The organism is Pedobacter sp. W3I1, from assembly GCF_030816015.1.
Lineage (GTDB): Bacteria > Bacteroidota > Bacteroidia > Sphingobacteriales > Sphingobacteriaceae > Pedobacter.
Window position 1 is genome coordinate 5,373,595 of sequence record NZ_JAUSXN010000001.1, and the last position, 22,524, is coordinate 5,396,118.

14 protein-coding genes and 1 tRNA gene are annotated in these 22,524 nt (G+C 41.2%); 4 read left to right on the forward strand and 11 right to left on the reverse strand.

Going from position 1 to position 22,524, the window contains the following annotated elements:
- Nucleotides 1–358: 358 nt before the first annotated feature.
- Nucleotides 359–1,381, reverse strand: a complete 1,023-nt coding sequence (locus tag QF042_RS22045) for an IS110 family transposase (RefSeq protein ID WP_307525625.1) — start codon at nucleotides 1,379–1,381, stop codon at nucleotides 359–361.
- 922 nt (nucleotides 1,382–2,303) lie between these two features.
- Here QF042_RS22045 and QF042_RS22050 point away from each other — a divergent pair.
- The 4 genes from QF042_RS22050 (at nucleotide 2,304) to QF042_RS22065 (ending at nucleotide 7,058) form a co-directional block, all read left to right on the forward strand.
- Entirely contained in the window at nucleotides 2,304–5,474 is a 3,171-nt protein-coding gene (locus QF042_RS22050; RefSeq protein WP_307532295.1) for a two-component regulator propeller domain-containing protein, read from the forward strand.
- Nucleotides 5,459–6,283: a response regulator gene (locus QF042_RS22055; protein ID WP_307532297.1), complete on the forward strand. Its 825-nt coding sequence runs from the start codon at nucleotides 5,459–5,461 to the stop codon at nucleotides 6,281–6,283. The genes QF042_RS22050 and QF042_RS22055 overlap by 16 nt, the downstream gene beginning before the upstream one ends.
- A gap of 70 nt (nucleotides 6,284–6,353) precedes the next feature.
- Nucleotides 6,354–6,800 (forward strand): DoxX family protein, encoded by a 447-nt coding sequence (locus QF042_RS22060; RefSeq protein WP_307532299.1) that lies wholly within the window; start codon nucleotides 6,354–6,356, stop codon nucleotides 6,798–6,800.
- 171 nt (nucleotides 6,801–6,971) lie between these two features.
- Nucleotides 6,972–7,058: transfer RNA gene (locus tag QF042_RS22065), tRNA-Ser, on the forward strand.
- 179 nt (nucleotides 7,059–7,237) lie between these two features.
- On the opposite strand, the gene QF042_RS22070 is transcribed toward QF042_RS22065, so the two are convergent.
- The 10 genes from QF042_RS22070 to QF042_RS22115 form a co-directional block, all read right to left on the reverse strand.
- On the reverse strand, nucleotides 7,238–7,657 hold the full coding sequence (locus QF042_RS22070; RefSeq protein WP_307532301.1) for a hypothetical protein: 420 nt from the start codon (nucleotides 7,655–7,657) through the stop codon (nucleotides 7,238–7,240).
- A gap of 86 nt (nucleotides 7,658–7,743) precedes the next feature.
- Entirely contained in the window at nucleotides 7,744–8,142 is a 399-nt protein-coding gene (locus tag QF042_RS22075) for a hypothetical protein (protein WP_307532302.1), read from the reverse strand.
- Nucleotides 8,143–8,236: 94 nt separating this feature from the next.
- Entirely contained in the window at nucleotides 8,237–8,437 is a 201-nt protein-coding gene (locus tag QF042_RS22080; RefSeq protein WP_307532304.1) for a hypothetical protein, read from the reverse strand.
- 620 nt (nucleotides 8,438–9,057) lie between these two features.
- Nucleotides 9,058–9,312 carry a hypothetical protein gene (locus QF042_RS22085; protein ID WP_307532306.1) on the reverse strand — a complete coding sequence of 85 codons (255 nt, stop codon included), beginning with the start codon at nucleotides 9,310–9,312 and terminating at the stop codon, nucleotides 9,058–9,060.
- A gap of 13 nt (nucleotides 9,313–9,325) precedes the next feature.
- A complete protein-coding gene (locus QF042_RS22090; protein WP_307532308.1) occupies nucleotides 9,326–12,766 on the reverse strand; it encodes a DUF6443 domain-containing protein in 3,441 nt (1,146 codons plus the stop codon).
- A gap of 109 nt (nucleotides 12,767–12,875) precedes the next feature.
- Nucleotides 12,876–13,412, reverse strand: coding sequence for a hypothetical protein (locus QF042_RS22095; RefSeq protein WP_307532310.1), 537 nt, complete (start codon nucleotides 13,410–13,412; stop codon nucleotides 12,876–12,878).
- A gap of 10 nt (nucleotides 13,413–13,422) precedes the next feature.
- A complete protein-coding gene (locus QF042_RS22100) occupies nucleotides 13,423–13,878 on the reverse strand; it encodes a hypothetical protein (protein WP_307532312.1) in 456 nt (151 codons plus the stop codon).
- Nucleotides 13,879–13,889: 11 nt separating this feature from the next.
- A complete protein-coding gene (locus tag QF042_RS22105) occupies nucleotides 13,890–17,246 on the reverse strand; it encodes a hypothetical protein (RefSeq protein ID WP_307532314.1) in 3,357 nt (1,118 codons plus the stop codon).
- A gap of 1,554 nt (nucleotides 17,247–18,800) precedes the next feature.
- Nucleotides 18,801–20,468 carry an RICIN domain-containing protein gene (locus tag QF042_RS22110; RefSeq protein WP_307532316.1) on the reverse strand — a complete coding sequence of 556 codons (1,668 nt, stop codon included), beginning with the start codon at nucleotides 20,466–20,468 and terminating at the stop codon, nucleotides 18,801–18,803.
- A gap of 950 nt (nucleotides 20,469–21,418) precedes the next feature.
- Complete coding sequence (locus QF042_RS22115) at nucleotides 21,419–22,408, reverse strand: AraC family transcriptional regulator (protein WP_307532318.1); 990 nt, start codon at nucleotides 22,406–22,408, stop codon at nucleotides 21,419–21,421.
- Nucleotides 22,409–22,524: the final 116 nt, after the last annotated feature.

Here is a 22,524-nt window from a genome sequence, read left to right on the forward strand (position 1 = left end):
GGGATTTGGTTAGTTAAAGAGGTAAATGGATTTAGTTCTATTTAATTCTTATCCAAAGATTCGGTTTTTAGCTTTTCGGAGGGATACGCATTTGTATCAATCTTTCTTCATTTTGTCTCGATTTGTATTTATGGAGTCTGTTTAGCCACGGAGGCTCAGAAACACGGAAAATGCTGCTCAATGCGTCATCATGAGGCTTAATTTATTTTATAAAAATCACTATAGAAGTTCAAGGAGATAGCTCCCTCAAGCTTTCGTCATTTCGAGCGAAGTGCAACGCAGTCGAGAAATCTGCCTAGATAGATCTCTCCATTTCGCTGCGCTCCAGTCGAGATGATTGTTATGATAAAAACAAATTTTAAGCAGCTATATTATAATTATTTTTATAGCTAGCTTGATTTTTTATAACTGCAGCAACTCTTAATGCTATCTTGTTTCTAACGGCATTAATTATGCTCATGCTGTGCTTCCCTTCATCCTTTTTTCTATTGTAATATGTCTTGAATTCCTGATTGTGTTGAATTAGAGATAATGCACACATATGCAGCAATCTTTTAAGTTCTTTATTGGCCATCCGGTGTACCTTGGATTTACCTTTGATACTTATACCACTGCTGTGTTCAAATGGAGCAACCCCTGCATAACAGGCCAGTTCTTTTCCGCTGGGCCGCCCTGCAAAATTTCCCGTGCAGCCAATCAGGTATACTGCTGTAACATGCCCTATCCCAGGGATACTGAGCAATAATTTGTAGTTCTGCTTGAAATCCTGGTTTCCTGTAATGATTTTTTTGATCTGATCTTCGAGGTTCTTGATTGATTTGGCTATACCCTCAATTGCATTTTTAAGTGCTTTTTCAATCAGTTTCTGATGTTCTTTACCATTGACATTACCAAGTTCTTTTACCGAAACGCTAATGCCAGACCTTTGTTTGAGCAGCTTTGTCCGAGCTGATATCAGATCTTTCAGGAGCATCAGCTCGGGATCCAGGGCAGCTGTCGCCTTTAGATCATCCGCTTCCTTAAATGCATAGTTGCATAAACGTATGCTGTCTATTTTATCATTTTTACCCCTTGCTATCCCAAAGCTCCATTTGATATGGGCTGCATTGCCAATATGGATGGGCAGATTTCTGTTGCTGCAGAAAGTCCATATTAAACGGTGATAGATCCCGGTATTTTCTATGACAATCAAGGAGTCCTCATTGAACGTGGTTTTCTGCGATTTCAACCACTTCTCAAATAGCTTTATCCCTGGTGCTGTGTTGTCAAACCGTGCGGTTGCTATCTCCTGTTTTACATGGTTCACAACGGCCATCAATGCAACATCGAAGTAAGGTTTGGAAACATCAATCCCGATAAAAAATTTTGTAGTGCCAATCATCCTGTTATTTTTTATGTTTGTAGTGGTTACCTAATTTTTACCCCATCGATCCTAGTCCTTAATAATGGGTATTGCCCTAATTGTTATCTGGTCACTAAGGGAAAAAACGGTAGCGGATTGCATCATCTCATAGGTATAAAAACCTTGACGAACTTTTAATGTGCCGCTACCGTTTTAGGTAATCTGATTTATAATTTAAGCAAAGTAAATAGTTATTATCCTTAAATAAAATATCAAAACAAATCTAAAGGACGATGTTTTTTATTAAAGTCTGTCAATGGTAGTTCAGCTCAGGATCTTAATAACAACAGACTAACATGATAGATTAAGAAACAAGTTCAGGATCTTAATAGCAACAGTTTTTTCGGAAATGATGGGGCTGGCACATTTCGGTTAGGGAAGCCCTGCTATCACTTCAAGTCCTCACTCATGCTTCGCTCCGGGCTTTCCGTTCTATCAGGTTTATTTAACACAGGCCTGTGGCGCTATTGAAATCAAATCTTGCAGATTTTTTACGCTGGGTTTTGCGTTAGGGGTTGTAAGGGCTCAGTACCGGTCCTTCATCGGTACCGGAGCGAAGCGAAGCCCTGAAAAGCCCGACCTTTTCCCGTATTTCACGGGATTGGGGAACGCCCAAATCAGTTGGCAGTTGACAATTGGCAGTTTTAAGGTTTATAAAGCTTAGGTAACGCACAGATTAGCTTGCAATTGGCAGTTGACAGTTTTATAAAGAAGAATAACACTCAGATTAGGTTGCAGTTGACAGTTTTCAGGTCTATAAAAATTGAGTTCCTTACTTCTTTAAGGCTTTCCCAAATAAAAATGGAATCTGTCTCAATCTTTCTACTTATCCGCTCAAATTTAAATTAGCCTGAAAGCAAAGCATTTCTTTAATATATTTGATGCAGCTGACCAAGATCTCTTGAAAAAACTCTTCATCCTTTTATGTCTGTTGTTTTCGGTCCACCTGCTTTGGGCGCAACCTTATTATTTCAGGCATTATCAGGTAGAAAACGGACTTTCTAACAATACGGCATTTTGTAGTGTGCAGGATGGAAACGGTTTTATGTGGTTTGGCACAAAAGATGGTTTAAACCGGTTTGATGGTTATTCTTTTAAAACTTACCGCCACGATCCGGATCAGGCTGGCAGTTTAGGCAACGATTTAATTTACGCGCTCCACCACGATCAGGAACAAACCCTCTGGGTTGGCACCAATAACGGTGTATATCAATACAATCCCATAAAAGAAAGCTTTGCCATTATTAAAGAAACCAAGGGCATGCGCATTATGGATCTGGCTAGCGATCAGCGCGGAAATTTATGGATCTTATCTTCATTTAAAATATATTTATATCAAAAGCGCAGCAAGAAAATACAGGCTTTTACTCATAATGCCCCTTTTGATGCATCATTGGTAACTATTTTAAAAGATGGTAGCGTATGGATCAGTACCGGAAAGGGAACTTTAGAAAAATACAATCCCAAAGCGAATAATTTTCAACGATTTAATATTAATGGTAAAAATGCCAAAACCGAATATGGCTGGGTATCGAGAATTGCAGGAACCGAAAATGGAAATTTACTGGTTGGCACCACCAATCAGGGTGTTAAACTCTTTAATCCAGTCACTTTAGCATCAAAAAATATACTCAGGTTAAACGACGACCAAACGCCAATTTTTGTACGGGATATCAAAAAAACAGGACCTCATGAATTTTGGATTGCCACAGAATCAGGCATTTACATTTACAATGATGAAAATGAATCGATTATCCACATTAAAAAACAATATAATAACGATTATTCTTTAAGTGATAATGCTATTTATACCATCTGCCTCGACCGTGAAGGAGGGGTTTGGACGGGCAGTTATTTTGGAGGCGTAAATTATTATTCGAGCCATACTTCACTGTTTACCAAATACTTTCCGCAAAAAGGTACAAACTCGATCAGTGGAAGCGATGTAAGGGAAATTACCCGAGATAGAAATGGAAATTTCTGGATCGGTACGGAAGATGCCGGGCTGAATAAACTTGATGTAAAAACAGGGATATTTAAACACTTTTTACCCGATGGAAAACCCGGAAGCATTGCCTATTCCAATATCCACGGCTTATTAGTTGATGGAGACAAACTTTGGATTGGCACTTTCGAACATGGATTGGATGTTTTAGACCTGAAAACAGAAAAGGTAATTAAACATTACCAGGCAGGTGTTGGAAATGCCTTACGCACCAACTTTATTGTTACTTTCTGTAAAACACGGTCGGGTGAAATTTTAGTTGGAACCATTAACGGGATTTACCGCTATAACCGCAAACGCGATGATTTTGAACCTATTGCCGGTCTCCCCTTTATTTTTTACTATTCGGTTATCGAAGACAGCAAGGGTAATATCTGGGCAGGTAGCTTTAACGATGGTTTATTCCAGTTTAACTTATCCAAATCAGGCTATGTGAACTACCGAAATATTCCGACAGATTCGAAAAGTTTAAGTCATAACACCGTAAATAGTGTTTTTGAAGATCGTAAACAACAGATTTGGGTAACCACAGACGGTGGTGGACTTTGCAGGCTTGATCAGAAAACGCATCAATTTAAGCGTTATGGCATAAAAAATGGTTTTCCCAGCAATTACCTTTTCCGCATTGAGGAAGATGCCGCAAATAAGTTCTGGATTAGTAGTACCAGGGGCCTTATCCATTTTGACCCCTCTATGGGTTTAAACAAAACCTATACTAAAGCCAACGGATTGCTTACCGATCAGTTCAACTACAGTTCTGCCTATCAGGATGAGGACGGCCGAACCTATTTTGGGAGCGTAAAAGGGCTGGTCAGCTTCAATCCGGCTAATTTAAAAGCAACATCTTACCAAACCCCTGTATTTTTAACCGGGTTTCAGATCAACAGTTCAGAAATAGGTTTAAATGGGACAGATTCTATTTCTGACAAATCGATCGTTTATGCCGATACTATCGAACTTAATTATAACCAATCATCTTTTAGTATCGATTTTGCAGCCTTAAGCTATTTATCGCCCGAAATGACAGAGTATGCTTATAAAATGACAGGGCTTTATAAAAACTGGGAATATTTAAAAACCAACAGGAAGGTTTACTTTACCAAACTAGCCCCAGGGAATTATATTTTTGAAGTGAAAGCTTTGGTTGAAGGAAGTAGTACATGGAGCACCAAAAATGTTAAACTTCTGATCAAAATTCGTCCTCCTTTTTACCTCAGCCCCATTGCATATCTGCTTTACCTGATTGCTGCAGGTGCAATTATTTTCTTCCTGGTGCGAAGGTACCACCGAAAAATTGCGCTAAAAAACAGCAGGCGGATGGAAGTTTTTGAGCATGAAAAACAAAAAGAAGTTTATCAGGCAAAAATCGAATTCTTCACGAATGTTGCCCACGAAATCAGAACTCCGCTCACCTTGATTATCGGGCCGATGGAGAAACTGATTAAACAGGCCGATGCCGTACCCGCCATAGAAAAGAATTTACGGATTATGGCCCGAAACACCGATAGATTGCTCAAATTAACCAATCAGTTATTGGATTTCAGAAAAACTGAAACCAGCGAATTTTCACTGAACTTTGTAAAGGCCGATATAGCTGAGATCCTAAAAGATGTATTTCTCCAGTTTCAACCCGCTGCAGAACAGCAAGACATTAAGTACAACCTTCATATACCCGAAAAAAAACTCCTGGCTTATATCGATGTAGAGGCTTTTTACAAAATGATCAGCAATTTGACAGACAATGCCATCAAATATGGGAAAACCACTGTACAAATCAACTTATCATTGCAGGATGGCGATAAATTTACTGTGATGGTTAAAAACGATGGAAACAGAATCCCTGTAGAAATTAAGGACAAGATATTCGAACCATTTTTTAGGGCTAAGGAAACAGAAATAAAGGCAGGAACCGGAATAGGTTTATCGATTTCAAAATCGCTTGCACAACTGCATAGCGGGGAACTTTATTTAGATTTTAATGATGGTGATTTTAATATATTTGTATTAGAACTGCCTATCCATCAACTTATAGAATTTAACCTGAACGGAAAATGGAAGAAATTGTAGGCACGCTTACCATAAAAGATACTGAAGATATGGAAAGGCCTGTAGTGTTATTGGTTGATGACAACGAAGATATCCTTGATTTCATTTCAGATGATCTGGAAGAAAAATATCGTGTTCTACAAGCCAGGAACGGCATAGAAGCATTAGAAATATTACATCATGAAATTGTTCAACTCATTATCAGCGATGTGATGATGCCTGAAATGGACGGCTTCGAATTTTGTGCAAAAGTTAAATCTACCTTAGAATTCAGCCATATCCCCGTGATCTTGCTTACCGCGAAAAATTCGTTGCAATCTAAAATTGAAGGTTTAGAGCTGGGCGCCGATGCCTATGTAGAAAAGCCCTTTTCGCCAGAATTTCTTCAAGTGCAGATTTCGAGTCTGATTAAAAACAGGAATAAGATTAAGGAATATTTCGCCAGTTCCCCCCTCCTCCACCTTAAAAGCATTGCCTATTCTAAGGCAGATGAGTTGTTTTTAGAAAAATTACAGGATATCATTAACAAAAACATTAGCGATCAGGATCTGGATGTAGAACATCTGGCAGAAAAGATGAACATGAGCCGGCCAACCTTATACCGGAAAATCAAATCTATTTCTAACCTGAGTCCGAATGAACTGATTAATTTAGCCCGACTAAAAAAAGCTGCAGAACTTTTAAATGAAGGGATCCTAAAAATTTATGAAATCTCAGAAATGGTTGGTTATAGCTCTCAATCTCACTTTGGAAGAAACTTTGCCAAACAGTTCGGCATGTCGCCAACCGACTATGTAAACAGTAAAACTTCAGATAAAAAAAAGCCTTAAAATCAAACAGTTAACCCATTGTTTTTTTCTTTAATTTTCTGTAAATTGTCATAACCAAAATATAGAAGTTATGAACATGCTTAAGAAAATCCAAAACTGGGGCGATCATCATCACCCAAAATGGTTAGACTATTTTAGAATCTTATTAGGCCTTATTTTAATTTGGAAGGGCATTGATTTTTATATCAATATGCAAGCCTTTAGTAATTTAATGAGGGGCGCTTTCTTAGGCACAGCTGTGAGCATTAGCTTACTGGCACACCTGATCATTATGTTACACATCATCGGGGGGCTGGCCATTGCCTTAGGTACACACACCCGCATATTCTGTTTGGTTAATTTACCGATACTCATTGGTGCAGTATTCTTTATCAATAGCTCTGGTGGTATTTTTAAGCCTTACTCAGAATTTTGGTTTTCGCTTTCTGTATTGGTCGGATTGGTTTGTTTCGCCATTGAAGGAAACGGAATATTATCTGTCGACAGAGACAAAGTTTATCCCAAAGAGGCGCTTTAGCGCAATAAATATCGATCGAAAAGCAGATAGATGGCACATTTGAGCTATTTATCTGCTTTTTTTTATTTTTTAAAAGGCGCTAACTAAATGATTAGCAAGGCTTAGAATATTTTTTAAAAAATTTAATTAGAAATCATTTGCAGATTTGCTTCAAGTTTGTACTTTTGCGGCGGAGAGTTGGCAGAGTGGTCGATTGCGGCAGTCTTGAAAACTGTTGACTTGTTAAAGGGTCCGCGGGTTCGAATCCCCCACTCTCCGCTGAATAAATAAAGCCTGAAATAGAGATATTTCAGGCTTTATTCGTTTCCGGATCAACCCATCTAGCGCAAGTCATAGCGCCCACGGCCTAAGCTATGGCCTCACTTGTGCTTTAAAATAATCTCGAATAAAATTTATCTATCTAAATTCAGGAGGCACAAGTCATCCAGCCCGTTACCCTAAACACTAAGACTTGCGCTAGTGAGGATTCTTAACACCAGCCCATATTCTCCACTTAGCCAAACAATACTGCCCGGCACGAACTCTTGGTTGCGCTTCCACCGGTCAGCCCTTTTAAAAACAGACCTGCCCAGCTCAAACCCCTGCATCCCCATCAAGCTATCCCAATCGGCGCCTGGTGCAAACCATTCCCGTACCATTGAAAAATCAGGATTGTTTGCCCCTTCAAGCTCACCCAGTTCTTCGGTAAACCAGTCCTTAAAAGCAATAAAATCAATACGGGTATTATCTGTATGCTCCAAAACGGCCTTTACCCTATCCAGGTCATCAAAAAGTGCATATAATTCAAATGCCTCCCAATAATCTAGTTTGGATAAAACAGGTTTAATTTTTTTCTTACCGAAGAGCCAATTGAACATCGGGCGTTAATATAATGAGCGGATAAAAGATCAATAAATATACATCAATTTGTTTTCTGCCTCCCTAAAGATCCATCAAATTAAGATTAATCGATAAGACTAGAAGCTATCTCTTTTATTTTACCCTCATTTCCAAAAGTTAAGCTAGTTTCATTAAAATCTAATTCGTTCTCAAATACTTTCGCAAATGAAGCAGCTATATAATACTTTTCTAAGCCGCTTGTAATTTCAAACAAGTAATTATTGTCATTACTTAAATAATCAGAAACTGAATGATAGTCTAAAAATTTATTGCCATCGACTATTTCTATACTAATCCCGTTAAGCCTGTTAAACAATTGGATATACGCCGTGTTAAAGAATATAATATCAATATTATGAGAATAATTCTCATTCTTTTGTGACCGTAGAAGTAACTGTCCGTGAGTAACGAGTATGTCAAAAGTTGTAAAATACCTATCTGATTTAAAGATCTTAGCTTTCATAATTCTTTTTTAATTAAATGGATTGGGCACGACCTTACTACCATTGTAAAAAATAGCCCGTTGTAGTGCACCAGGATTAGAATAATTTTGCTCCCTAAGTCTTCCATGTATTTCTACCAACGGATTTTGCAAAATCATCCAAATGCTCAGTAATACCTAGAGCCATATTACTTCCTGTTCCTTCAACTGTTCCTAGTCCTAAACAACCAGCTAACATCCCAGCGACTTTACTCAATCCTGCCTCTGGAGGCATCATTACTGTTCCGCCAACCAGTAGCCAAAAAAAAATAATCATTATCTATTTTGCGCAGTGATGGGCCAGTAAGAACATAAAAAACTTTATCTTTTCCTATAGGTGCTATATCAAAAATTTCACCACTTATTGCATCTTTAGCTACAGTTTTCCCGACGATGGGTTAGCGGTTATGTATGCATAGTTATAGTAATCATACAGATGTTCTCCTTTATCGCTAATCTTGGTTGTCTCTCCAGATGCATCTACGTTATATTCATTAGGAAGTCTTGAAGAATATTGACTTTGAAATTGCAAAAATATAGCCTTAGCTTCTTCAGGATTATCAAAATATATCATCTCCACTACGAGTAGTCATCATCCGATCAGAGGCTATAGACAAATTGCGGGAAACTGATAATTATAACCCCAGAAACGCTTCTATCTGAAACGACTTCCCCTTTCATACCGGGCAAAGCACACAGCCCGGTAGAATTGTATTGTAAACTCTTAAATATTTTTCCAAGATATGAGCTTCATTCTTCTGCATAACAGAAGAAAATCCTCCATAAGTACGGGGTCCTACCTCTGTAAGAGACTGAGCTATCTAGCTAAGTTAGCATCTGTTACACCAACTTTGTAAAGTTAGCCAGAACCGCCGAATATTGTATATGTTGTGCAATTCATACTTTCTGAATTATTAATTCAACAGAGCCTTCTTCTAAGGAATTGTATTCATCAAAATGCAAATGGTAGTTTGATGGAACACTATCTTGCGCTAGTGTAAGCAATTGCTTAGCCAGAGAGATTAGCCCAGCCTTATTAGCTGAGATTAAAAACTCTCCGTCATTAATTTTGGTCTCAATTTCAAAGCCATATTCCCATTCAGACCTAAGTCCTTCACCGGTATATTCAGGAATTTCAACTATTATTTCCATGTTAGTTAGTTAGTTAGTTAGTTAAAAAAATATGATAATTATCTTCTCTCATCAGCTTACCTGGTTTTTGAGGATTAGGTACAAAAGTTTCAAAATTAACATGTGGTCCCCCTCCGTGTGCTCCAGTTATATCCCTTTCTCCCATTCTGAATGCACGTTTCCCATCTGCTGAAATAAATCTTCCGCTTCCTGGTACAGGTTCTTTATAACCTTTCCCTAAAAACTTTTGAGCAAGTTCTAGTACCTCATCAGCTGATTTCTTTAATCCATCTTTCAAGCCAAGTTCAGCTAGAGATTTATAAGCTCCTGCAAGCTCAAATGCTCCCAGTGCATCAAAACTTGCCGACGTTAAACCCATAGCAGCAGCAAAATAGCTTGGTCGTTCAGAGAAAGTACCAGTACCATATTTCATGACCTGATACAAACCGCCAATAACGAACATATCACTTACTTTTTCGTCTGCATGATTTGCGCGCTTTGTTAGTTGGTTGACAGGCCCCCAATTTTCCGAGATTTCTTTCGCGTCATCCGTACTCCTTGGGCCATTCTTAGGGCCAATACCTAATGCTGCAAGAACTTTTTGCAGCCAGCCATCGTCCCCATCTTCCTTAGAAGAGTATTGACTTTGCAATTGGCGGAACCAATCCTGAGCCTGTTGCCCGCTATAAGTCTCCATTCCATTTGGATCTACATTATTTGCGGGGTTATTGTCAGTATAAGCATAAGGACTAACTGAATAAACTTTTTCCGCTAATGGATCCACCACATTCCATCTTCCGATCAACGGATCATAGAACCTTGCTCCATAATCATACTGCCCCAGCTCTTCCTGCAATTCCTTGCTATTGTAAAGATATTTATTTGTTCCGCCAGTTGCAACCTTCGTCAACCCAAAAGCATAATAGTCATTCCGCTGAACAGCTTCAACTACTCCTGAGGTTGGGTTCTTCAGAAAACTCGCCCGCACATTGCCCAAGTGGTCATTCAGGTTATACTCGTAACTGTAAGTCCCACTGCTATTACGCGCGATCCCTTCCTCGGTCTGGATGAAATCAATAGTTCCATCGGGTTTGTACACAATCCCATCGAGGTAATCGATCCTGCCATTTACTGCACTGACCTTGATCAGTTTTTTCCCAGTAGCATCATAAGTATAACTTACACTCTTGTTCCCGCTTACCTGTAGGGGTAGGTCCAGATAGTTATAACTGATATTATTTCCATTAGGGCCGTCAATGATCAGGTTGCCGTTCTCATCATAGGTGTAAGTCCCATTGGTAAAACCACTGATAGCCTTTAACTGGTTGCCTTTATACTGATCGATGTGGTAGTCATTTGTCCCATAGTTATCCCTGCTGAGGGTTTTTATATTCCCCATCACATCAAAGCTCAGGCTCTCACCCAGGTTGTTACCCGCACTGGACACTGTTAAACGGTTCAGCCGGTCATAGCTATAATTAAAAGTATTGGACGGTCCGCCATTGGTATACGTCTGACGGGATATATTTCCGTTGTACTGCGGCGCACTGCCGCTGTTATAACCCAGGCTGAAGGTAAACAGCCCGCTGTTCTGGCTAGTTAGCCAGCCCCGCTCGTTATAGGTATAAGCCGTGTGCTGCGCAAAGTTCACGTCATCTGTACTGTGCTGCGCCTTATCGATCAGCTGTCCGATCTCATTGTAATTGAAGCTGTTTAAGGTTACCAGATCGCCGCCGTTGATCCGGGATTTGGTTGCTTTTTTCCTGCCCACATGGTCATAGATATAACTGTTGGCAATGGTGGTCGTGGAACCGTTCCCTACATGCACACGTGTGCTTTTCTTTAAACTACCGTCAAAATTCCATTCATTATCCACCACATCGGTACCTACATTGACTCCGTTCAGGTGGTTCTCGCTCTTCGACTGGATAACCTGTCCGTCCTCATCATAGTAGTTCACGCTCAGCAGCATCGTGCCCGTACCCAGTATTGTAGTCCGAGTGCCCGTTAGCAGGGTTTTGGCACGATCATTCCCAACCTGCGGCAACACCGGCAGCCCGAAAGTATTGTTATAGAAATTATAGTTGTCATAGTAATTAATACCATGGTAATAGGTCACAATCTTTGGAAAAGCATTATTGCTATAACCGGTATAGGTACCGCTTTCATTACCGTTGTTGCGCACCTCCCATAACTGATAGGAGCTATCATTGAGCAGACTGTTTACATAATCCTGCATAGGCCCACGTTCCCTTGAATCGGTATATAGCCCGGTGATCGCCACACGGCCAAAAGCATCATATTTAGTAAACAGCCATTGGCCCGAATTACGCTGTATTTTATCTTGGGTCAATACCACCTGGTCCAGGGTATTGTACACCATATATTCCCAGTCCTTGCCAGGGATCTTTTTCTCGGTTAACCGTTTCCGGTCATCGTAATGATAGCCGTACATAAAATCCTTAAACACATCATCGGCTTCATTAAAACCATCGATCTCAGCGGATAACCTATCAGTGTTCAGGTTGACTGCCGGTGGCAGTACATAGCGCAGATTGCCGTAATCATCATAAACATAATAGGTAGAAAGGCTTTTAATATCCGTTTCCCAGACACGCTTCAGCACTACCCGTCCTTCCAGGTCCTTGTATTCATCTGTTGTACCCGTCCTTACATCTCCCGGTACCCAGTTCTCATCTTTTATAGTCGACCTGTAAAGTTTCCCCGCATCATAAAAACTGTACACTGAACTCGCACCTGTACTGCTCACGGTCCATTTCCTGACATCCCCCGCCACATTGGTACCGTATTCGCTTACTACTGTCCGGCCTGTAACAGGTTGCCAGGCTGCACCCGGCGAGCCCTGCTGTTCCACCCGGTTCAAAGGTGAAGCCTCGAACACTGTTACGCTGTAAGGTACCGGCGTTTTAACCACATTTGCGTCCCAGCCGGTGCTGTTGCTGTAATAGTCCGCCTGATGGGTTAGTACATCCGCTTGATAAGCCCCGTTGTTTGTTGACTGTGCAGCATAAGGCAGGTATTTCACCGCTTCCCGGCCAAAGGCATCATAGGCTATATGCTGTACAATGTCCTTAAAACCAGGGCTTCCCTCTACCTGAACGGTCTGCAATGGTCTCCCAAGGCCATCGAAATATTGGATACTCTGGTTTTCATCGCAGACACTACGGCTGTTGCCAATGGTAGCATCGGTTACGGGCTGTTTAAAGGTACGCGTTAGGATAAAGTTCTGATTGGTACTTGGCGTTGAGGTCAGGGGCACGCAGTCTACATAACTCAGCCCTGTGGTGAAAATACGTACAGGCCCCATAGTATGAAAGCCATCGATCAGTGTTACACTTAACGGTGCACTGATTTCGCTTTCCCCGTTATAAGCCGATACAACCTTTTGGGCCGAAGAGCGGCTGCAGAGCAATAGCAAGGCCGCGGCACAGAAATATTTTAGATGTTGTTTCATGGAGGCGTTAGTTTTTATAGTGATAATCCGTTTGTTTCATGATATTAGATTCTCGTCTTTGAAGCTTATGTTGGTAATTGTATTGGTCCTAGTTAAACTAAATAAGTAATTAAGAAACTATGATATATCGACTATTATTTTGAAATTGATAAGAATAACTACAATAAGACCACGCACTTGGTGTGTCAAAATTATTACGTTCACTTATTATAATATTAGAATTGTATGTTGAACCGTGAAACGAGGCATCTACCGCCGGGTTGTTGGGATACTGGAAAGTAGCAGAAGTACCGTAACCATTCGCCGAACCCATTGATCCGTTGCCGGCAACCGTGCTCACCGTGTCCCCACTGATCTTGCGGACCATATGATTCAAACGATCGGCCAGATAAACATTGCCTGAGGCGTCCACTGCCGTGTTCAACGGCTTGTAAAGCCCGCTGCTGACAAAAGTACTCGTTGTCTGTCCACCAGCTGATGCAGTACCCCCACTCAAGTTAGGTGAAAGTGTAGTGATAGCACTCCCGGTACTATAACTCTGGATAGCGGACGAATAGCTGACCGAAAGCTGTGCATGGCCTGCAATGCCCGCACAGAGGGAAAAGAGCCCTGTAAATATGCTGATAATCTTTATTCTTGTTTTCATCTGAGAGACATTAATTCCTTGGTTTAACTTTAGTGCTATCTGCGGTCAATGCCTTGTTCCTGCCTTTGGGCAACCTCGACTCAAGCTGCTGACGGTGCTGCTGTGCTTTTTCCTGGCTGCGCCCCCTAATCGATGCCGACATCTTTTCTCTTTGCTGGGGGCTCAATAACATACTGAGTGAAGCACGGTACTGCTGCGAAAGCGCTTTTAGCTGCACGCTCCGCTGCGGCGCACGCAGTGAGGTATCCTGCAATACGCGTGCAACCTGCTCGCGGTACTTTTCCTGCTGCTCAAGCAGCTTGGCCGACTGTTCCTGGTTTAACCCCAGCTCTTTAGACAGCAACTCTTGTCTCTCTTTTTTATTTTTGATAGCCTCTTGTTTGACAGCCTCCTGGCTAAATGTATTCGAGATACCTGTCAACATCATCAACAGGACCAATAATGGAAAATATAAGTGTTTGCTCATCTTCTTCTGATCTAATAAGTGGGTGAAGGGATATAGGTGCCCATTCCATTGTCTTCTACCTGGTAGATATAGTTATAGGAATTGATAACCTGCTCATAATAAGGGTCGTAATAGGAATACCAGGAATCGGTCACGAAACGGCCAAGTAAAACCCGGGTACTATTCGCCGGTACACTGTAGCTATTCGTCCAGCTCGAAACCGAAGAATTGTTGTTCTCAAAATAAGTACCCGTAGTGCTTACGTTCATATCAAAACTCTGCGGACGTGAAATCGGCTGCGTGCAGCCCGCATCGCTGTAAAGGGCGATATAGATATCTGCCTCTCTGGTACTTCCGTCAACCGGTGCACTCCAGCTAGGGTTCAGCACCTCCACACGAGCATAAACCTGAGTAGGTTGAGGAGTCGTCACTCCGCCAGCGTTACAGTCCGTAACCTGGCCCGCATAGTTGTAACAGTAGCTCTTGATGATATTATTATTCTGGTCCCTGATCAGTTTTAAACGCTGGAAACTGTCATACTCATAATAAGTGGTCATACCCTTCGCATCCGTCTGGCTCGTCATGCCTACAAGAGGCTGATACACATAGCTCGATATGAGTGCATCAGGAAGGTTGTTCTTCAACGGCAAAAGAAAGTTGTCGATTGCAGTCTTATCAGGACTGACCAGATTACTAAAAGCGGTAACAGCAAGACTACCTCCCAAAAGCGATTCTACAGTTGAATAATCAGCGTTCTTAATCTCAGCAATAGGATGCTGTGATCTGTAACTGTAGAGATAGCATGTTTTTGAAGCTCGTGTTTTAGAGACACTCTTTATCTTCCCATGATCATCATAGCCCTCAAAAGTAACCCGGGATTCATAGCTTCCCGTTCCGGTCTTGCCCGCAATAGTTATCGGTGCGATAATATTACTCCCCCAATTGTAATAGTTGTTCTTAACCGAACTCAACGGGCTAACCGAATTCTTGTAATCTAACTGTTCAACAACCGGAGCCCACATATGATAGGTATCTACCATATCGGTGTAGGGCTGCGTTCCGGTAAAATCATGTGGATATTTCATCTCTGTTGTGATGTTGCCTCCTTTACTATCAGTGACGGTCTTTTTGGTAGGCATCAGGTGATCAAGATTGTCATAATTGTAGACAGTAGTTTGGCTCACCGGATTATTTAGATCTGAAAGATCCGTTGTTATCGTGGTATCAAGTGTCGTTACATCTTCATACCCTTTCGTCGCTTCCCAAGTATATGAGTTTAAATATTCCCACCAATATGGGGTGTCGTACTGATCAGGAGAGAAGTACCCTGTTAGATCCCTAAACTGAACCTCCTGATCGACACGTATGCCAGTTAGAAATTCGTTCATTCTTCTAGGAGAATACCGGTTTTCTATCTGATTTACCTTGGTATATAAACCGTTGATATTCTTATAGACTGTTTTAGATGCTAGCAATGGGTTCGTTGTCCCCCTATCGATCGTAAATTCATTGATGAATTTCGGGGCACTTAATATATTTGTAGATTCCAGCCTAGAGTCAAAAGGTAGATAGTAAGTAAAGACCGACTTTCCCGTGTTTTCTGTTAATGTCCCATTGTATTCTGACACCTGTCCGTAGACAACAGGGGAACCCGACAGGATTGACAATGGATAAACGCTTGAAGAGGTTGCAACATTACTGCTAACCACTCCTAAAGGGACATATCCAGTATAGCGTTCACCATCCATTACACTTCTACCGTAGTTTATTGGCTGTTGGTACCTGAACAGTACAGATGAAATGGTCTGTTCAGATCCAACACCATCATAAGTATATGTTTTTTGAAATGCTAGTGAATTTTCATCCGAATAATTTTTTATTGTTTTTATTCTCAGACCGCCCACTATACCATTATTCGCATTGGTCTGATTTGGATAATTATAAAAATTTGGGTTTTCTGACCTGTTATTTTCGAATTCAAATACCGTCTTACCACCTGTTGGATACTTTATCTGTTGCAAGATGCAATCCTGGACCAGGGCCGCCACAGGATTTCTACTACCTCCATATAGGTTTGATTCCGAAGAATCTAAAAAACCCAGAAACTCACTGGGAATCCCACTACCCCCACCACTGTACCCCCAATAATCTTCTAATATATATGGCGGGAATGAACTTCCGCCAGGAAATACATATCCACTGGTAGTATAATATCCCGGAGGCACATTATTGTTGTACAAATAGGAGTAGTTCTCTGGTTGTGAACCTGGACCACCTTTCACCTGGATCGCATCGAGTCGCATCCTCAAGGTATGGTCTGTCGAGGTACCAAAATAACTTTGCCCCAAAGTAACTTCTTTTATCGCATCGTTAGATACCCTGTTGTTTACAGTAATCTTTACCAAGCGCATCTGTCTTCCATCCACCCGATCACTGCTGTACTCAAATTTAACAACCGCGTCTGTAGTGGTTATGCTGTCCAGCCGCTTGGGGTAATTCTGGCTGCCTATAGGGGTCCTGTAAAATTCTGTTGAAGATGGAATTCCATAGGAACCAAACCCGTTACCTGGATTCCTAACTACGGTGACAACTTCCGAGAGCTGAACAATAACCTCACCAGAAGAATAATGCAGCTTTATCTCATCCTTTTGGTCAGCTGAAACCACTCTTGTTAGGTTCCACGCAGTAGTCGGCGACATCCCGTTCTGTGTGGTCGACTCTGCTGCCTGAAAATAATACTTTGTACCAGTTTCATCCGTTATGGCATAATAAAGATTCTGGGGAGTTACATTATTGTCAATATATTCCTTTGTAATTTTGAGTGGGGCATACGGAATCAACCGTACAGAACCATTAATCCAATCATGCCTGAAAAATCCTGACTTACTCCCAAAATTATAGGCATACCTATCACTCTGTGTCTCAAAATTATTTTTGTTCATGTTCTGAAAATGATGCATCAGATTGATTGCATCACCTTCACTGGTAACAGAGGTTCGGGCAGTCTGGAGGTCATCGACAGTTTTGTAGGGCGAGATATAGTCAAGGCTCTCGTCTCTTCTTCCCAAAACTGTCCTTGCTATTGTTCCCCCGGCATTCAGGGCCCAGCCAAGGCCGACCACACTCGCAATATCCCTAACCTTTATCCCGCTCGCATGATAGGAAATACTTACAGGCAGCGAAATTTTTCCGGTCTTAACCGTATAGATAGGGACACTTACATCAGGTACACCTGTGCTGTAGCTAACAGGAATTTCTGCATATCTTGTTAAGGATGCTACATCAGGTGATGGTGGAATCACCTTTGGCACTTCAAACTGACCAAAAGAAAGTTGATGTTGTAGGAATAAAAACAACAGCGCAAAAAGAAATTTATAGTTATTCTTCATAGAGAGTGAATTTTATTTTTGAGAATATAAAGTGGGATTGACCAAAGCTTATGCCTGCACTGTTTCCAATTTACTTTGAAACAATACTATAAAGCAATACAGTCTTAGGTGGAAATCGTCAAACGACCACAACAATTAACCATTGTCGCAAAAATTCGCGCGGCATCCGATTAGATGCCTAAATATTTTTTGATGTTTACGATTGGGGTAGTAAATACCCATTGAAAGAGAGTGGGGAGCTGTAATGTTAGATGGCATATCTTAAATGTTTATTTTAGTTAATTTCTCGATGTAATCATCCTTTTGCAAAAAAATTACACCAACACCCTCCTTTACCTGACAAAACCTATATTATTTAGCTCAAATCACAAAAAAAACGTCATATTAACGGTTATCAGTTAGACCCCAATCAATATTATGAATGGACCATGTGGTCATTTCGCCAAAGCGGGTTCCCCATTTAGTCTGTGACCTGAAAGGAAAGGAATATAATACGCATCATTCGGCAATCATTTGAAATCGGCAAACTTGACAGGGGCGTGATCACGGGTCCAAATGGTATCTGTTTCGGGCAAACTGCAACCTATAACATGCCCCATCTTCCAGCAGGTTATACAATAAGCTGGACTACTTCGTCTGGATTGAATGTTGTATCTAGCACATCAGGGTCTGTCACCGTTTCTACGGTCAGTATAAATTCGAGCGAGAGCGGGTTCGTTAGAGCTTCTTACAATGGTACTTCTTCCGCGAGTACAGGATCGTTGTAGGTGTTCCTGTTCCGGCAATTACGTTAAACATGTATCATTCTGTCTGCACCGGTGGTACCGATTGGAAGCATCTTTAACATTCTGATAAAACTGAATCGGGCAGTCAAACACATCTTTACTGTGATCAACTATTTTTGTGTGAGGTTTGGCACAGCAGCAGGAAAATTCCTTGCCGCTCTATCCTGGGATAAGCTTCTCCCTTCAACACATTTCAAGAAATTCCCGGATAAACACTCGCATAGATATTAACCCAATGAAATGTAAAACAGAGTTTCAAGTGTAAATACAAATAATTAAAATTAAACTGGCAGCAGTTAAGTCTGCCATCATCAAAACAGCCTTTAATTGACCTGTAGCATAGTTTTTTGAGCAACAAAAAACCCCTCTAAGTGTTACTTAAAGGGGTTTAAAGCAGTGGGTCCACCTAGGCTCGAACCAGGGACCAAAAGATTATGAGTCTTCTACCCATTCTAGCGCAAGTCATAGCGCCCACGGCCTAAGCTATGGCCTCACTTGTGCTTTAAAATAATCTCGAATAAAATTTATCTATCTAAATTCAGGAGGCACAAGTCCTCCAGCCCGTTACCCTAAACACTAAGACTTGCGCTAGTGAAGGTAACAATCGTAAAAAACAGGTATCTCATTTGTAATTGCATTTTTGTAGTAGAGACAACAAATAATCAAAGAGATACTCTGTTTTTATAAATTGCTTTTACAGCCTCGACTTAGCATAAATAACAGGGCAAAAAAACTCTTACCTAACAGGTTGATTTATCTGAATTAATGATTATGGGGCTACAAATGCCCACTGTTGATTATTACTATTTGAATTGGACCAAAACACCATTGAAGCGCCATCAGCAGTTCCGCCGCCGCTATCTAAACAGACTCCATTTGCCCTGTTGAATATTTTACAATACCCGTTACCAAGATCAACAATTGTCCATTGTTGATTAAGGCTCGCACTACTTTGCCATTGCAAGACATTGGAACCATTAGCCGTATTGCCCCCGCTGTCCAGGTATTTCCCTCCCGTTACGCAGTTTATCTTATAAAAACCATTCGAATAGGCAACTACCCATTTCTGGTTGTTACTGGTTCCATTGCCGTATTGTTTGATGATAGCACCATTTACAGTAGAACCGGCATTATCCAGCATCTTGTTACTGGCCTTGTTTTTCAGTTTATAAGTCCCGTTGTTTATTGGCTTGCTTGATGCATCACGGTAAAATGTCAAAGACCCGTAGCCAGGCTGATCAAAGGTAGTTGCATGACCACCAGGCCCACCTTCCGGGCGGTGCAACGCTGCCCTTGCTGCCGAATTTGGAACAGAAAGTCCCATCCTGTTTGCATAGTGATTATAGACCATTTCATATATCGGCCTCATTTCGCCGCGTCCTGCTACAGACACTACCGTGTGCGACATAGGTGCACAGGTTGTGCCGCTGCCCCAATTGTAGGTAGTAAAAGGTACAGTATTGCCATTGTTATAACTGGCCACATACTCAGCTCCCTGCATGAAACGGTTATTGGAATATCCGTAAAGATCTATTCCCTGATTCCATGCCATTTCACAGATCGAGCCCATCAAACCTATACCCAATAGTGCATGTCCCTGGTCTCGTCCACTCTCCTGCCATTGCCCAAGGCCGTCAGGATGCAGAAAAGGTACCGCATGCAAAATCGATCCATTGCCAGCACCGGTTTTGAAGTAATTGACAGCCTGATCAATTTTTGCCTGATCATCACAAAAAATGCCGATTGCCAAAACAGAGGCCATATTACACAAGTCCCAATTTGCCCAATAGTTTGTGATGCACGCGGTATTGTGGTTCAGTAAAAAGTCATTGTTCCGAATATAAAAAACATTCAACAACATCGCTTTAAAAGCAGCAACATCAAAGCCGCTATAGTTGCGCATCATTTCTGCAGCATTAGCCAACTGATAGCCAAAAATCCCTGCGGCCAAAAAACGATCTGCATTTCCGTTCAATTCTGTTAAAGTGTTCGCCCATCCGTTTAAAATATTCTTTGCCGCATCTCCATTCGCCGTATTACCGGTTATTCTCCATATTAGGGCATTCTGATAAGCTGCCGCAACATCGCGGTACAACACTGCCACATTATCACCTGTACCGCCACGGATTACGATCGAGGTAGCGTGGGATGTCCATGTTGATGCAGAATAAGGACTTTGCAATAGCAGATCCCAGCTTCCCTTCCATGGCTGGGTATTAGCGTTTACCTTTACCCTCATCCTTTCGAAATCTGCTTCAGTGTGAAGGATTCCTCCTGTATGGTTGCCTGCCAATAAAATCCCAGCGTTAACTTCAGCTGATCTTATCACTCCATTTAATTTAGGTTCCTGAGTATCAGATTCTATTACTTTTTTGCACGAGCTGCTTAAAATTAACAGGAGCATACAAAGAAATAAACTCATTTTTTTCATTTTCATATCGGTTATATTTTTGGTTAGGTAAGAGACCGATATGACACAAAACCTATTGATCTATACTCCATTACAAAACAATGTTATAACCATATATAAACTTTGATCTCCGGAACATACCCGTTTACGAGTTCTAAATTAACCATTGCAATGTGGCTAAAAACAGTTTGATATAGCTCATTTTATATCGAACACGCGGCCCCAATCAACGCGGCCGTTTTTTCTTTTAGAAGAAATATAAATGGGAATGGCCCTATCTGGTGCAAGTCTTAGCGCCTACGACCTAAGCCAAGGCCCAATGCCATTAAGTTAAGGGATAAATAGCAAAGATGTCACCCTGAGGGATAATTTCTTGTATAAAAATCAATATAAATGACAGCGTGATTTTAGAGGATTGATAGGCTGCGAGGGATCGTCATTCCCAACTCGATTGGGAATCATCTTAATGCAAGGGCTTTAAGATTCCCGCCTGCGCGAGAATGACGACCACACTAATGGATTCTGTCAATAGTAGCGTAGTCGAAGGGCATTTATTTGCGTATTATCAATCTCGAGAAGTCTTCGACTACGCTCAGACTGACTATCGCGGTGCTTAACTTAATGACATTGAGCCATGGCCTGACTTGTGCTTTAATAATATCTAACGTGAATTTTGGGTATTCATATATAATTATTAGATTGTTACGAAATATTCCGTCATTGCGAGGCTAGCTATGAGCGAGCAGAAGCAATCTATCCTATATTTATTATCAAAAAAGATTGCTTCACTCTTATGCAAAGCCCTTTCTTCGGTTCGCAATGACGAAATTAAGACCTAAAACTCACGTTATCTAATCAATATCTACCTAAATTTCAGGAGGCACAAGTCAGCCAGCCCGTTACCCCAAACACTAAGACTTGCGCTAGTAGCAGTAAAAAGTCTTAGCGAGACACTAAGACCAGATTTGTACATCTTCCTAAATTAACTTTCCCGGAGAAACGGCAAACTTTTTCCGAAAGGCATTGCTAAAATGAGGAACGGAAGAATAACCCAACTGAAATGCAACCGCCTTTATGGGCGTACCTTCAAGCAGCAGCTCCCGGGCATAATTCAGTTTATAATCCGTCAGATAGCCAAATATACTGCGATCAAATAGTCCTTTAAATCCCTGTTTAAGTTTAAATTCATTAATGCCACAAATCTTTGCAAGTTCGGTAATAGAGGGAGGCGCGTCAAGATGGTTAACCAGGTATTCCCTGGCATGATAAATACGCTCCTGGTCATAGGCAGCCAACACGGGTGAACGCTCCGTTTTGCCCCTCGCTTTTTCAAAAGCCTCCGCCTGCAGCACCAGCAATTCTATACATTTCGAATCGATAAAAGCCAATTTTAAACTACCTGTGTAGTTGCAATTGATAATTTCATAGATGCAGTTCTTCATCGCCCAGGAGACGGGAAGATTGTAATCCGCTAACTGCGAATATTGTCCTGCATCCAGGTGATCAGCCAATGCCTGGAGGGAAGGATTTGAATTTTCAGCAAGTTGCAGAAACCTTTCCTTAGCGAAATGGACTTCAAAAAACTGGTAAGGACGTGTGGTATCATATTCCCCTGTTCCATCCAGCTCGGGCATATAAATAATGTTTTGCTGGTTTGAGTTGAAAATATATTGCCGCTTGTTAACCTGGTTATATATGGATCCATTACCAGACAACGTAAATCGCAATTTAACCATATCCGGCAACTCATTGGTTGGCCTGAAATACATTTTGTGCTCCTTAAACTTAACATCACCATATACGATATAAAGATCTGGGGTGGTGATCTGCAGTAATTCGGCGTCGCTGAAAGAAAAAGCATACTTGTTGCTGCTTTCCTTAATTACCCGCGACTGAAGAGGAAGTTCCTCTAACTCGCCACCCACCTTTTTCCAGGCTCCATAATCCTTACCCACATTGATTGCCATAAATGCAATATGACAAAAAATGTGCTATTATTCAGTCAGGATTCAAAAAATTACATTTTGTGTAAAAGAAAATCCTTTTTATGTAATCCCGGGAGTTCGTCATTGGTCATTTTTGC

Excerpts from the sequence above, each read along its gene's own strand:
- QF042_RS22045 (WP_307525625.1), bottom strand. The coding sequence starts at position 1,381 with ATGATTGGCACTACAAAATTTTTTATCGGGATTGATGTTTCCAAACCT.
- QF042_RS22055 (WP_307532297.1), top strand. The coding sequence starts at position 5,459 with ATGGAAGAAATTGTAGGCACGCTTACCATAAAAGATACTGAAGATATG.
- QF042_RS22060 (WP_307532299.1), top strand. The coding sequence starts at position 6,354 with ATGAACATGCTTAAGAAAATCCAAAACTGGGGCGATCATCATCACCCA.
- QF042_RS22070 (WP_307532301.1), bottom strand. The coding sequence starts at position 7,657 with ATGTTCAATTGGCTCTTCGGTAAGAAAAAAATTAAACCTGTTTTATCC.
- QF042_RS22075 (WP_307532302.1), bottom strand. The coding sequence starts at position 8,142 with ATGAAAGCTAAGATCTTTAAATCAGATAGGTATTTTACAACTTTTGAC.
- QF042_RS22080 (WP_307532304.1), bottom strand. The coding sequence starts at position 8,437 with ATGATTATTTTTTTTTGGCTACTGGTTGGCGGAACAGTAATGATGCCT.
- QF042_RS22085 (WP_307532306.1), bottom strand. The coding sequence starts at position 9,312 with ATGGAAATAATAGTTGAAATTCCTGAATATACCGGTGAAGGACTTAGG.
- QF042_RS22090 (WP_307532308.1), bottom strand. The coding sequence starts at position 12,766 with ATGAAACAACATCTAAAATATTTCTGTGCCGCGGCCTTGCTATTGCTC.
- QF042_RS22095 (WP_307532310.1), bottom strand. The coding sequence starts at position 13,412 with ATGAAAACAAGAATAAAGATTATCAGCATATTTACAGGGCTCTTTTCC.
- QF042_RS22100 (WP_307532312.1), bottom strand. The coding sequence starts at position 13,878 with ATGAGCAAACACTTATATTTTCCATTATTGGTCCTGTTGATGATGTTG.
- QF042_RS22105 (WP_307532314.1), bottom strand. The coding sequence starts at position 17,246 with ATGAAGAATAACTATAAATTTCTTTTTGCGCTGTTGTTTTTATTCCTA.
- QF042_RS22110 (WP_307532316.1), bottom strand. The coding sequence starts at position 20,468 with ATGAAAATGAAAAAAATGAGTTTATTTCTTTGTATGCTCCTGTTAATT.
- QF042_RS22115 (WP_307532318.1), bottom strand. The coding sequence starts at position 22,408 with ATGGCAATCAATGTGGGTAAGGATTATGGAGCCTGGAAAAAGGTGGGT.